This window comes from Clostridium sp. CX1 (assembly GCF_025398335.1).
Taxonomy (GTDB): domain Bacteria; phylum Bacillota; class Clostridia; order Clostridiales; family Clostridiaceae; genus Clostridium_AM; species Clostridium_AM tanneri.
On the sequence record NZ_JAODOO010000021.1, the window covers coordinates 1 to 12982 of the forward strand.

Sequence of the window (12982 nt, forward strand, 5' to 3'; positions counted from 1 at the left end):
TAATTGATTTAGTTCCTGAGTATTTAACATATCTGACCATGCAAGCTGTATTAAAAATGTCTTTTTTATCTCAGGAGCTTCTGGTGATGACATAATCCATTCTTTTAGCTCCTTAAGACCTTCCTCAGTTATGGTATATATTTTTTTCGAAGGAGAACTATCCTGATGAATCACTTCGCTAGTGACAAGATCTTCTTCTTGCATCTTAATAAGGGCTTTGTAAATTTGATTATTATTACCGGACCAATACAAGAAGGAAGATTCTTCGAAAATCTTTTTTAATTCATATCCTGTGGAGGCTTTAGAGCTTAATATACCTAGTATTGCAAATTTAATTGACATTAATTACACCTCTTTCATTGCTAACATAGGCTAATAGTAACATATGTTAAGAGGGTGGTCAATAAAAATGATAATAGTGATATTTTTAGCTATTTGTTTTTTAGACTTATTTAATAGAATAATATCGAAAAAATACTAATTAAAGTTTCAGTATTTTGCATAATATATAACTATAGTGAAAGATAGGGAGGACAATATGAATAAAAAGTTATATAAATCAAGTTCTAATAAGATGATTTCGGGGGTATGTGGCGGGATAGCTGAATTCTTTGATATTAATCCTACTATTGTGCGTCTAGCCTGGGTACTATTTGCATTGGCAGGCGGAAGTGGGATATTAGCGTACATAGCTTGTGCAATAATAATCCCTAAAAACACAAATTACTAGCAGGATATCAAGGATGAAAAATCATTAAAAACAAATAATTGATAATTTGTTAAATATAAACATAAATGACGCATGTAGAGCATAGCTGGTAAATCTGATTACGGAAAATGCTAGACATGTGTTTTTTGTGTTTAAAATGAAAGGAGTAATATTATGTCTCTACATCTAATAATTCCAATATGTATATTCACTTTAGCGTTGTCATTTTGTAAGAGTATCAATTCCTTTGTACTTTTGGCAACAGATTTAGATGCTGTGAATGTCTGCTTATCAGTGATTGGCATAACAGCATAACTATTTCTAATAGTATATTTTTAAGAACTTCTTAAGTTATCATTACAGGATTCTGATCATTACTTTGACAAATTATGTTAACCAGGTTATAATAATATTAGTCCGTAATAGGACTAATATTATTAATGAAAAGGAGTTTTCATATGGAGTGGGTTTATTTAATTCTGGCAATCGCATTTGAGATTGCAGCAACAACCTTGATGAAAGTGTCCAATGGGTTCACAAAGATATTACCAACCTTAGGAACGTTTTTAGGATATATAATATGTTTTAGCTTTCTGTCTATAGCATTAAAAAAGATAGATATGAGTGTAGCATATGCAATATGGTCTGCAGCTGGAATAGTTGTGCTGTCTACAATAGGAGTAGTTGTTTTTAAGGAAAATATTAATGTCCTAAAAGTAACGTCTATACTTTTTATTGTATTAGGAGTTATTGGTTTAAATTTAAGTGGAGCAAGTCATTAATTTATCAATGTTTAAGAGAGAAGGTACAACAAATGGATAATAAAGATAAAATTATTGGGCTGATAGACAATTATTACGACGCATGGTTTGAAATAAATAATATATACCATGATTGGGCTAAAAGACATGGAATGCAGGATACAACTTTATTTGTTTTATATGTGATAAAAAATACAGTTCCATATTGTACACAAAGTGAAATTTGTAATAAGTTATACTTGCCTAAACAAACTGTTTCACAAATATTATCCGGACTTGAAAAGGAGAGATATATAACTAGAGAGCCAAATACTAAAGACCGTAGAAACAAAGTTATTAGGCTTACTGAGGAAGGAACAAGTTTTGCAACCTCTATCCTGGAGGAATTAAAGTCTGCAGAGATTGAGGCTTTTAATCAAATGTCAGAAAAACAACGCAGCACTGTAGTGGAAGGTTTTAAACTATTGTGTGATTCATTAAATAAAAGTCTTTCTAAGTAATGTACCAAGGGGATTAGAGCTACCTCTGTGTTCCATAACACAGTTAGGTAGCTTAATATTTTTATGATTTAGAGTATACTTAACTGGAATCTTGGTAATTTAAAAATATAAAGGCATTATTATAAACTTGGCATTGACATTTATCGTAATAATTAGGTATCATAAATATTAGACCAGTCACTATAATTTTATTAGAAAGGTATATTGCTATGAGTAGTAAGGTAAATACACGAGAAAAACTTATAGAAACTGCATCCAAGCTTTTTGAAACTAAGGGATATTATGCAACAGGTTTAAATGAAATTTTGATAGAAAGTGGAACTCCAAAGGGTTCCTTATATTATCATTTTCCAAAAGGAAAAGAGCAACTTGCATTAGAAGCTATAAATTCAGCAGGAGAAAAAATAAAATCTAAACTTGAGAGTATCTTAAATAGTAATATAAATCCAGTTGATGCTATTATATCTAGTATAGAACATATAGCGACATTAATTGATAATGATCAAAAAATTAAAGATATGTCTATAAGTTTGATAGCTTTAGAAACATATCTAACAAGTGAAGCTTTAAGAAAAGCTTGCGAAGAAATTTTTACTTCATTAGGGAGTATATATGCTAAAAAACTTATCAATTCTGGGATAAATGAAAATGATGCATATAAATTAGGTGATGTAATTGCAGCAATGATAGAAGGTGGTATGACTTATTCATTGATAAAAAAGAGTGGCAAACCGCTTAGATTAATAGCTGAGCAAACACCTAAATTACTAAATATAACTTCAATGGAAACAAAATAATCTAATTAAAAACATTAGTAACTTTTCTAGGAGATCAAAAAATAAAAATTATGTGAAAATAATCAGTGAAAAGGCTGCTTAATTGTTTAAAAGCCAATTATCAACTTTTCCACTGATGTAATATAATTAGTTGAAATTTACAAATGAGGAGGCGAATAGGCATTTTAGATGTCAATTATATGAGAAACTTATTTAGTGTTGGTATAGATATTGGATCTACTACAGTTAAAGTTGTTATTTTGAACAATAAAAAACTAGTAATATATAGTAAATACGATAGACATTATTCAGATATTAAGAAAAAACTTCAGGAAATTCTAAATGATGCCTATGGAATTATTGGGGACGAGCAGGTCACTGTAATGGTGACAGGTTCAGGTGGAATGAATATTGCAAATAGTATTGGAGCCACCTTTATTCAGGAGGTTGTTGCAGCTACAAAAGCAATAAAAACCTACTACCCTCAAACTGATGTAGCAATAGAATTAGGTGGAGAAGATGCAAAGATTACCTATTTTGAAGGTGGAATAGAGCAAAGAATGAATGGTACTTGTGCGGGTGGTACAGGCTCCTTTATAGACCAAATGGCTTCATTGCTTAAGGTAGATGCTGGAGAGCTGAATGAATTAGCTAAAAATTATAAGGTTATTTATCCTATAGCGGCTAGGTGCGGAGTTTTTGCGAAGACAGATGTACAGCCGCTTTTAAATGAGGGTGTTGCAAAGGAGGATATTGCAGTTTCTGTACTTCAAGCAATTGTAATTCAGACTGTAAGTGGACTAGCCTGTGGAAGAGCTATCAAAGGCAATGTAGCGTTTTTAGGTGGACCTTTATTTTTCCTATCAGAGCTTAGAAAAAGATTTATTGATGTATTAAAATTAAAGGAAGATCAAATAATCTTTCCTGAAAATCCACAGCTATATGTGGCTATTGGGGCTTCATTGTCTTCTGATAAAGAAAAATCAGTATCCTTCAAGTCTTTGATGGATAAATTTGAAAATTTCCAAACCCAATCTATTGTTGAGACAGACAGATTAACACCCCTATTTTCTAATGGGGAAGAATATGAAAAATTCAGACTTAGACATAGCAAAAATTCAGTTAAGAGAAAAGAATTAAGTGAATTTCAAGGTCAGTGCTTTTTAGGTATAGATGCAGGCTCCACCACTACAAAAGCAGCTCTTATAGATAGTGAAGGAACACTGCTTTACACTTATTATGGAAGCAATGAAGGAAGTCCCCTTAAGTCTACCATCAGGGTGCTTAAGGAATTATATAGTGTTTTACCAGAGAAGGCTAAAATAATGAACTCAGCTGTTACTGGTTATGGAGAAGCCTTACTAAAAGCAGGGCTTAAAATAGATATAGGTGAAATAGAAACAGTAGCTCATTATAAGGCAGCGGATTTCTTCTGCCCAGGAGTAGACTTCATATTAGATATTGGTGGACAGGATATGAAGTGTATAAAAATAAAAGATGGTGTTATAGACAGCATACTTTTAAATGAAGCTTGTTCTGCAGGCTGTGGTTCATTTTTAGATACCTTTGCAACTTCACTTAATATGAGTGTAGGAGATTTTGCCGCAAAGGCTATAGATTCTAGGGGACCTGTGGATCTTGGCTCTAGATGTACTGTTTTTATGAACTCAAGGGTTAAACAGTCACAAAAAGAAGGCGCATCCGTTGAAGATATTTCTGCAGGTCTATCTTATTCAGTAATAAAAAATGCATTATTTAAAGTAATTAAAGCCAGAAATCCTAAGGAACTAGGCAATAAAATAGTTGTTCAAGGTGGTACTTTTTATAATGATGCTGTGCTTAGAAGTTTTGAAATTTTATCTGAAAGGGAAGCTATAAGACCAGATATTGCTGGAATAATGGGAGCTTTTGGAGCTGCTCTCATTGCCAAGGAGAGATATGAGGATGGTTATGAAACAAGTTTGATAGATGAACAAAGCTTAGAAAGTTTTGATGTTTCAACTAATATAGCTAGATGTAAATTATGTTCTAATAACTGTCTATTAACTATAAATAAGTTTAAAGATGGCGAAAGGTTTGTTTCTGGAAACAGATGCGAAAGAGGTGCTGGTAAACAAAAGGAGAACAACTCTCTGCCAAATTTATTTGAATATAAATATAACCGACTTTTTCAATATGAACCATTGTCAATTGAAGAAGCGAAAAGAGGCGCTGTAGGTATACCAAGGGTTCTGAATATGTATGAAAATTATCCCTTCTGGTTTACCGTATTTACAGAACTAGGCTTTAGAGTTGAGTTATCGGACAGGTCTTCAAAAAAGATTTATGAAAAAGGAATTGAAACTATACCTTCAGAGTCTGTATGCTACCCGGGAAAGATGGTCCACGGACATATTATGAATCTTTATGAAAAAGGTATAGACTTTATATTCTATCCCTCTATTACCCATGAACAGAAGGAACAAAAGGATGCAGATAATCATTTTAACTGTCCTATAGTTACTTCATATCCTGAGGTAATAAAAAATAACATAGATGTAATAAGAGAAAAAAATATATTGTACATGAAGCCTTTTTTGCCTCTGGATAACAAAAAGAGAATGATAAGCAGATTGCAGGAAGCGCTGCAGGTATTTAATATTGATAGAAATGAAATAGCAGAAGCGGTAATTAAAGCTTATGAAGAACAGGAAGCCTTTAAGAAAGATATTCAAAGGTCTGGAGAGGACACACTTAAACTAATTAGAGAAAATGAAATAAAAGGTATAGTCCTTGCAGGAAGACCTTATCACATAGATCCACATATAAATCATGGTATACCAGATATGATTAATTCTCTTGGCATGGCAGTACTAACAGAGGACTCTGTAGCACATCTTGGTGAAGTTGAAAGACCGCTTAGAGTGGTGGACCAGTGGGTATATCATTCAAGATTATATGCAGCTGCCAGCTTTGTTTCAAAAGAAAAGGACTTAGAATTGGTTCAATTAAATTCCTTTGGCTGTGGACTTGATGCTGTTACCACAGATCAGGTACAGGAGATACTGAATGGAAATTCAAAGATTTATACTACCCTTAAAATAGATGAAGGAAATAATCTTGGTGCTGCAAGAATAAGACTTCGTTCTCTTAAGGCTTCTATGGCTGAAAGAGAAAAAAATGGTATAGAACTGAAGAGAGTTAACAACATAACTAAGAGAATTCCTTTTACCAAGGAAATGAAGAAAAATCATACTATATTAGTACCTGAAATGTCTCCAATTCACTTTCAATTTTTGGAGGTGGCCTTTAGAGAGTCAGGTTATAATTTAGTTGTGCTGCCATCTCAGGATAGAGAAGCTATAGAGGTTGGATTAAAATTTGTAAACAATGATGTCTGCTATCCTGCAATAATTGCCATTGGACAGCTTTTAGAAGCCTTACAATCTGGAAAATATGATATAAATAATACCTCGGTTATGATATCTCAAACTGGTGGAGGTTGTAGAGCTACAAATTATATTGGATTTTTAAGAAAAGCCTTGAAGGATGCAGGTTTTGAAAATATACCGGTAATATCTTTAAATGCCAATGGAATGGAGAAAAATCCAGGATTCAAGCTTTCTATACCTTTACTTGATAGAGCTATGATGGCTTTAGTTTATGGTGACTGCCTTATGAGTGTACTATATAGGGTTAGGCCCTATGAAAAAGTTAAGGGATCTGCAAATAAGCTTTATGAAAAGTGGGTCAAGATTTGTAAGGCTGCTTTAAAAAATAAAAACAAAGCAAGCTTTAAAAGAAATATTGAAAATATAATAAGAGACTTTGATGAACTAGAAATAACTGATGAAGTTAAACCTAAAGTAGGACTAGTTGGAGAAATACTTGTAAAATTCCATCCAACAGCAAATAATAACGTGGTAAGTATAGTAGAGGCAGAAGGAGCAGAAGCTGTAATGCCAGCTTTAACAGACTTTTTACTTTATTCTGCTTATGACAGCGATTATAAATACAAATATTTGTCCGGAAGTAAGCTTTCACAGATTTTAGGGAATTCAGCTATTGCTATTATTGAATTTTATAGAAGCACCTATAAGAAAGCACTAGCTAGCAGTAATAGATTTTATCAGCAAAAATCAATAAAGGAAATAGCTAAAGGAGCTTCTACAGTTGTAGATTTAGGTCATATGACTGGAGAAGGCTGGTTCTTAACAGGGGAGATGGTAGAGCTTATTGAAAGTGGAGTTAAGAATATTATTTGTATGCAGCCTTTTGCCTGTTTACCTAACCATGTTACTGGAAAAGGAATGATGAAGGAGTTAAAAAGGGTTTATCCTGGAACTAATATAGTAGCCATAGACTACGATCCTGGTGCCAGTGAAGTAAATCAGTTAAATAGAATAAAGCTTATGATATCCACAGCTTTTGAAAATATTGGGGAATTGCAAGCTTATGATGCTAAGTCACATATTAAGCCTGATTTTGAGCCGGAAAATGGCTTAGTAAATTCTTTTAATTTTAAGGCAAAGGAAACCTAAGCTTATCCCAGACTGCTGATAAACATATTTTGTCAGCAGTTTTTTCCTTTGGTTATCTCCGATTTAGGCCTTTAGAAGTTACTTTAAAGCGTATAGAAATTGAAGTTTTTAATCAAATGTCAGAAAAACAGCACCTTATAGGTATTATATTACATAATCAAGGGAATACTTATATTTTACTATATATAAATTAGAAAAATATAAGTTCAGAAGAATATGTATGAGGACTGTTATCACCCTATTTTTGAGGGAGAAAAACAACTTCTAAATATGGTCTGCCTAAAAAAGATTTTAGTAGTTTTAGAAAATAAAATTTAAATATATTAATAAAAATAGCTTAGATATATAAATAAAGGATGATAACATATATGGAGTATTATTTAGATTTAATTGCAAATAAAAAATGGATTCTATATCTTATCTTTTTTTCTTTTATCATACTAATGATTTATATAAGTATAATTATAGATGAGTACTTTGGGGGACTTTATAATTTTATTGTAAGGTCTTATTTAATATACTTGCCAGTGGGACTATTTATGGCGGTTTATTATTTAATAATTGAAAAAACATGGCTTTCTAGAAATAACATATATACGTTATCCTTTATTTATTATTCAATAATTATAATTATGACTATAATTTCTGAGAAATGTTTTGAGAAGTATTATAGAACAGAGAGATTAGATGAAAGAATTAAAAATAGTAGATGGATGATACTTAGTATGTTTATTATTATAGTGCCATATACTTTTGTGGGTTTTATTAAACTTATAATTAAATGGGTAACTTAATATATATTTTTAAATACTTATTGTAGTGGTTACTAATAACAAAAACTATTATTTAACTAAATACTTATGAGTTTATTTTTGAGAACACAACTGCTAGCGATAATTAAAAACTCAATAAAGATTAAAACTAAATATTATGAGGTAAGTATGGAGAAAAATATTGATTATAGTAAAGATACCTACAATATTCCAATAAGGCTATATCCTAAATATATGGCAAGTATTAAAATATTTATTATATTTCTAACTTTAAGTGGATTAGCTCTTAGTTATTTATTAATTACCAATAAAATACATAATAGTGATACAGAATCCTTAGTTGATTTTATTATGATTATTGCATTCTTTCTACTTTTAGGAATGGACTTAATTCACGGAGAGGTGCTGCATAAGCAATATATTGAACTAAACAACGAAGGAATAAAAGTGAAGAGTTTATTATTCTCAAGGTTTATAAAATGGAGTGATATACTTTCCATAGGAATAGTAAAACACTTCCGAACAACTGAATATATTGCAATTACAAAGGCAGAATCTGAAGGAATTCTTAAAAAAATAAGGAAATACTTAGCTTATGGAGAGTATATTTCTGTAAGATTAGAAAAGTATTCAGAAATTGAATCCCATATGTTTATAAACACAGTGGAAAAAAAGATGAGTAAAGATAACTATATTCAATTAAAGAAATATTAAAGCTGTCTTTGTATACGCTAAGACAGCTAAATAACCTAAGATTTTTGTGATTCAGAATATACTTTGGTAAAAGGCTGGTGATTAAAACAATAGATGCCTTTATGCAGAAATAAGTTATCGGACAAAAGACTCAGTTGCTTTAGTAAGTGCATCCTCTAACCACAGCGGGTGCATCTTCAACATATCCGACGGTAAATGATCACAGGAAAAGTAACGTAAATCCAACGTTTCTGATGGACAAACTGTAAGATTTCCACCTATTACCTCAGCCTGAAAGCAGCAGGTTACAAAATGGGTTACACGGCCATCTGGATAGCGGAAAACCTGAGAATCAGGCTCAGAATAAACTCCAATCAGCCTAAGTATTCTAACCTGAAGACCTGTCTCCTCTAATACTTCCCTAACTGCAGCATCTTTTACTGTTTCTCCAGGCTCTACATGTCCAGAAGGTATACCCCAGAGTTTAACATCAGCTCTTTTTTGCAGCAATACCTGGTTTTCTTCATTAAATATAATAATAGATACCCCCGGACGAATTTCTTTGATTTTATCCATATATTATTCCTCCTTAAAAAAATAATGGCCCGAGAGGAAAGATTCAGCGCATGAAAAATACGCCGAACCTTCCCCCTCGGGCCTTTTATGCCAATAGGTGCCTTCTGCCTAAGCAGAATCTGTAGCCCTCGGTCGCAGCCCTTAACTACTGTAAGGCGGAACCCTAGCTACCCCATCCCGGTTCATGACTTTATAGAATAAATTATAACAGACTTTAAGTTGTTTTACTAGCTACTTAGTATAGTCTTATGTTCTCTGGCCAAGGTTCCTGTCTTGCTGCTTTCCAGGTTTTATCGATGTATTGGTGAGTATAGGCTTGTTCAACTAAATGATACTGGTAGGTACCTCTATCTGTTAATTCGTAGCCTTCATCTGTTTTACGGATAAGTCCCATAAGTATTCCAAAATTTAACTCAAATTTAAATACCTGTTCTAACTCAACATTGAAAAGTCTTTTAAAGCTTTCTTTACTAATTTTTAAGGTATAGGAATTCCAAAAGAGCCAATATAGAGCACGGGTTCTTTTAGAGAACTTTAGTGTAAGAGCAGTGGGAATATTTCCGTCATTTATACACTTAATATATTCTTTCACTGAAAAGGTATTTATCTTGAAGAAATCCTTTAAAAGGGTGGTGGCGCTTGGCCCGAAGCCTATAAAATTATCTCTTGTAATAGAGGAATACCTTTGAACATCTTTTTTTCCAAAAGTCCATACAGCAGTTCTTGCACATTGAAGCTCATCACTGACAGTTTCAAGATATTTAAGAAGCTTTTTTTTCTCCTTCTTTCCTAAGGGTTTGCTTTTGTTATGGGCATAGGAAAAATCAATGAAAGGATAGGTTGAAACCTGAGTTGCTCCTGAACTAAAAGCTGTAGTAAAATCTCTTCTTAAATCCTCTTGGCTTTGTCCCTCTATGCCAAAAATAAGATCAACGTCGATAGTATTAAAACCTGCTGCAGCTGCCATTTTAACTTTCTCCGCACCATCAATATATTCTCTTCCTAAAACCTTTAAGCATTTTTCTTCAAAGGACTGAATACCTATACTAACCATGTCAAAACCAATTTCTTTTAGTTTTAATAGAGTTTCAAAACTAATATCCCTTGGATGAAGCTCTAAGCCTATATTGCATTTTATATCAAAATTATTTCTTAAAGCAGTGAGGATATCAGAAAGTTCGTTGAGCATAAGTGCTGGTGACCCGCCTCCAAAATATACACTAGTTATTTTATTCTCTTTTTTATCTCTACTACCTACCATATTTATTTCATTTATCAAAGCATCTTTGTAAGATGCTGCCAGAGATTTATCGTACTTTACCTTATTATAGGGACAGAAGGAACAGATAGTAGTACAAAATGGGATGTGGATGTATATTCCTAGTTCCGGAACATTGGTATTGAGTTCATAATTCCTTTCATTAGTAAAAACAAAAGGCTTAAAAGACTTTGTAAAAAGTAGCCTTAAAAAACTAGTAATCACTATACCACTCTCCTAAACGTATTTTAAGTAAGTTTTTATCATATCAATAATAACTTTGATATTTCCTTTGCAAAGAAGAGAGAACTCAACGGCAAAAAGATATCCGCACCTCTCACAAAGGCCTTCAATGTCAACACATCTTCCACAGACAAATCTTTTCTTGTTTTCAGACACTATACATTGGTAACAGGGTCTTTCCCATTTGTTCTGAAGATAATAGTCTAAGGCAGAGTAGAGATTAAATATAGGGTAGTTCAACTTTATCAGAGATTTAATTGAATTGACAGCTTGCACCTGTTGCTCTTTTGTTAAAGATAAGTGTTCTGTACCTTCGTAAGGAGTATGGAAGTTAAAGGATATTGATTTCAAATTTGGATTTTCTTTTACTAATTTACATAAGGGCTCAATATCTCTATAGTTGATATTGTTAACAGCCATGTATACACAAATATTAGAAGAATTAGCCTTGGACACATTACTTAAGATGATATCAAAGGTATCGCTTCTTATTAAGTTATGGTTTTCTTTAGTTCCATCAAGGCTTAGGAAGATTACGTCAGCTTCAGGTATATCTAAATTGATGGTTCCGTTAGTGACAATATTAACTATTAAAAAACCAATTCTCTTTGCTTTCTTTATAAGGTCACGTATACTCTTATCACCATCCTTCCAAGTCAAGGTTTCACCACCGCAGAAAAAAAGAATTCTGATACCTGTATTATAGAGATTGTGCATCTCTTCTACTATATCATTATAAGGGTACATGACCTTATTTATATTATTAACTGCACAGTGCTTGCAGCTTAGATTGCAGTAATCTGTAAGAATTATGGTGCCTAAGATTGGTTTCTTCATTTTAAATAGTATAGTTTTTATTCCAAAAACACTTAAATTTATAAATGATCTTATTTTCAAAGAGATTCACCTTCCTCTAAAAATTATGTATTCAGTTCCTTCAATCTTTTGTGTATATAATGAAAATCAAAAGAGGAGCAGATTCTTCTGTCTTTATCATCTAAAATTCTATAGTGCTTAGATATTATATTTTGCTGAATTTTATAAATGCCTTTAAATTCAATATCTTCCCACCATATTCTTCCTCCCATAGTTTTATCATAGGTTCCTTCATAGCTATCAAAAGCTAAAGACAATATTATGTCCTGTGTTTCTCCACCGAAAGCTAGTTGCAATATTTCGCTATCTCTAAAGAGAGTGGATACAGCAACAGCAGTAGTCCAACCTAAAGTTCCTCTTCCTTTTTCTATTTGTACCAAGGTTTTTTTAGACACTCCCAGTATATATGCCATTTTATCTTGGGTATAATTTTTTTCATTTCTTATAAGTTTAACTTTCGAATCTATTATTTTTATAAAATCTTCTCTTGTCATAACTAAATTCCTCTTATTCTGATATTGTAAATATAATGTTTTTATTGAAATAAGTTCATTATAGTGTAATTTTACACTATAATGTGTAATTTGTAAACTATGCTAATTGGACATTTAATTAAAAAATATTAAAGAACCTATGAATTATAATAGGATTATATTGATGACAATTAATGATATGAATTGGAAGAATAGATGAAAAGAAAGACTCGAGGATTTACCAGGAAGCCTTTCTTTAACATAAGTACAATACTAAAATAGTATTCAAATATAGAAAAAGCTATTAAGAGCAAAATAGTCTAAATGACCTGTATACAAGGGGTTTTTCAATATTAACAATGTATTATTCAAGTTTTCTTTTTCCACTCGGAAGAACTGTTAAAGAGTAGTGTAATCCACATTAGGGGAAATATAATTATTAAAATTAACTTATTTTTAAATTATTTAGTCCTATGGAAATAGACTATATATTTAAACCATACTAGAAAAATACTAATCTGCTAGGCTGAGTGCCGTATCTGTCACTTTCATATCAACTTTAAACTGTTCCTGTGGGTTGTAAGCGTGATAATATCCATTATCCATCATATAGTTTGTGATTCTCTCGTGCATATTTATAGCATCGTCTAATTGTCTTCTTAGCACATTTCTAACTTCTGGGGAGGCGGTCTCAGAAAGTGCTACAGAGTAATTTTTTATGCCAGATTTAGCTGCAATCAAAAAATCAGTGGCTATAACTTGGTCGCTCATTTTATCCATTCCAGTTATTCCTTCTAATATAGAATTCATTACTTCACCTTCTT

The 12982-nt window shown here is 32.1% G+C and carries 14 protein-coding genes; 8 read left to right on the plus strand and 6 right to left on the minus strand.

What is annotated here, in order from left to right:
- The coding region (locus tag N4T77_RS17810) for a PadR family transcriptional regulator (protein WP_261673208.1) at positions 1–342 on the minus strand (342 nt) is incomplete at its 3' end.
- 196 nt (positions 343–538) lie between these two features.
- On the opposite strand from N4T77_RS17810, the gene N4T77_RS17815 reads away from it, so the two are divergent.
- The 8 genes from N4T77_RS17815 to N4T77_RS17850 all read left to right on the plus strand — a co-directional run bounded on the left by N4T77_RS17815 (position 539) and on the right by N4T77_RS17850 (position 8753).
- Positions 539–730 (plus strand): PspC domain-containing protein, encoded by a 192-nt coding sequence (locus N4T77_RS17815; RefSeq protein WP_261673209.1) that lies wholly within the window; start codon positions 539–541, stop codon positions 728–730.
- 153 nt (positions 731–883) lie between these two features.
- Positions 884–1024, plus strand: coding sequence for a hypothetical protein (locus N4T77_RS17820; RefSeq protein WP_261673210.1), 141 nt, complete (start codon positions 884–886; stop codon positions 1022–1024).
- 143 nt (positions 1025–1167) lie between these two features.
- The gene (locus N4T77_RS17825) at positions 1168–1491 is read left to right on the plus strand and encodes a multidrug efflux SMR transporter (protein WP_261673211.1); all 324 of its coding nucleotides are present in this window, start codon (positions 1168–1170) and stop codon (positions 1489–1491) included.
- A 32-nt stretch (positions 1492–1523) separates the two neighbouring features.
- Complete coding sequence (locus N4T77_RS17830; RefSeq protein ID WP_261673212.1) at positions 1524–1970, plus strand: MarR family winged helix-turn-helix transcriptional regulator; 447 nt, start codon at positions 1524–1526, stop codon at positions 1968–1970.
- A 209-nt stretch (positions 1971–2179) separates the two neighbouring features.
- Complete coding sequence (locus tag N4T77_RS17835) at positions 2180–2767, plus strand: TetR/AcrR family transcriptional regulator (RefSeq protein ID WP_261673213.1); 588 nt, start codon at positions 2180–2182, stop codon at positions 2765–2767.
- Between the two features lie 179 nt (positions 2768–2946).
- Positions 2947–7266 (plus strand): 2-hydroxyacyl-CoA dehydratase, encoded by a 4320-nt coding sequence (locus N4T77_RS17840; RefSeq protein ID WP_261673214.1) that lies wholly within the window; start codon positions 2947–2949, stop codon positions 7264–7266.
- Between the two features lie 368 nt (positions 7267–7634).
- The gene (locus tag N4T77_RS17845) at positions 7635–8060 is read left to right on the plus strand and encodes a hypothetical protein (protein ID WP_261673215.1); all 426 of its coding nucleotides are present in this window, start codon (positions 7635–7637) and stop codon (positions 8058–8060) included.
- A 147-nt stretch (positions 8061–8207) separates the two neighbouring features.
- Complete coding sequence (locus N4T77_RS17850) at positions 8208–8753, plus strand: hypothetical protein (protein ID WP_261673216.1); 546 nt, start codon at positions 8208–8210, stop codon at positions 8751–8753.
- 114 nt (positions 8754–8867) lie between these two features.
- Here N4T77_RS17850 and N4T77_RS17855 read toward each other — a convergent pair whose 3' ends face one another.
- The 5 genes from N4T77_RS17855 to N4T77_RS17875 all read right to left on the minus strand — a co-directional run bounded on the left by N4T77_RS17855 (position 8868) and on the right by N4T77_RS17875 (position 12968).
- On the minus strand, positions 8868–9308 hold the full coding sequence (locus tag N4T77_RS17855; RefSeq protein ID WP_261673217.1) for an NUDIX domain-containing protein: 441 nt from the start codon (positions 9306–9308) through the stop codon (positions 8868–8870).
- 235 nt (positions 9309–9543) lie between these two features.
- Complete coding sequence (locus tag N4T77_RS17860) at positions 9544–10791, minus strand: radical SAM protein (RefSeq protein WP_261673218.1); 1248 nt, start codon at positions 10789–10791, stop codon at positions 9544–9546.
- Positions 10792–10803: 12 nt separating this feature from the next.
- Positions 10804–11706 carry a radical SAM protein gene (locus N4T77_RS17865; protein WP_261673219.1) on the minus strand — a complete coding sequence of 301 codons (903 nt, stop codon included), beginning with the start codon at positions 11704–11706 and terminating at the stop codon, positions 10804–10806.
- Positions 11707–11729: 23 nt separating this feature from the next.
- The gene (locus N4T77_RS17870) at positions 11730–12179 is read right to left on the minus strand and encodes a helix-turn-helix transcriptional regulator (protein WP_261673220.1); all 450 of its coding nucleotides are present in this window, start codon (positions 12177–12179) and stop codon (positions 11730–11732) included.
- A 492-nt stretch (positions 12180–12671) separates the two neighbouring features.
- Positions 12672–12968: a spore coat protein gene (locus tag N4T77_RS17875; RefSeq protein ID WP_261673221.1), complete on the minus strand. Its 297-nt coding sequence runs from the start codon at positions 12966–12968 to the stop codon at positions 12672–12674.
- Between the last annotated feature and the right edge of the window lie 14 nt (positions 12969–12982).

Coding starts and splice junctions, on each gene's coding strand:
- N4T77_RS17815 (WP_261673209.1), top strand. CDS start 539: ATGAATAAAAAGTTATATAAATCAAGTTCTAATAAGATGATTTCGGGG.
- N4T77_RS17820 (WP_261673210.1), top strand. CDS start 884: ATGTCTCTACATCTAATAATTCCAATATGTATATTCACTTTAGCGTTG.
- N4T77_RS17825 (WP_261673211.1), top strand. CDS start 1,168: ATGGAGTGGGTTTATTTAATTCTGGCAATCGCATTTGAGATTGCAGCA.
- N4T77_RS17830 (WP_261673212.1), top strand. CDS start 1,524: ATGGATAATAAAGATAAAATTATTGGGCTGATAGACAATTATTACGAC.
- N4T77_RS17835 (WP_261673213.1), top strand. CDS start 2,180: ATGAGTAGTAAGGTAAATACACGAGAAAAACTTATAGAAACTGCATCC.
- N4T77_RS17840 (WP_261673214.1), top strand. CDS start 2,947: ATGAGAAACTTATTTAGTGTTGGTATAGATATTGGATCTACTACAGTT.
- N4T77_RS17845 (WP_261673215.1), top strand. CDS start 7,635: ATGGAGTATTATTTAGATTTAATTGCAAATAAAAAATGGATTCTATAT.
- N4T77_RS17850 (WP_261673216.1), top strand. CDS start 8,208: ATGGAGAAAAATATTGATTATAGTAAAGATACCTACAATATTCCAATA.
- N4T77_RS17855 (WP_261673217.1), bottom strand. CDS start 9,308: ATGGATAAAATCAAAGAAATTCGTCCGGGGGTATCTATTATTATATTT.
- N4T77_RS17870 (WP_261673220.1), bottom strand. CDS start 12,179: ATGACAAGAGAAGATTTTATAAAAATAATAGATTCGAAAGTTAAACTT.
- N4T77_RS17875 (WP_261673221.1), bottom strand. CDS start 12,968: ATGAATTCTATATTAGAAGGAATAACTGGAATGGATAAAATGAGCGAC.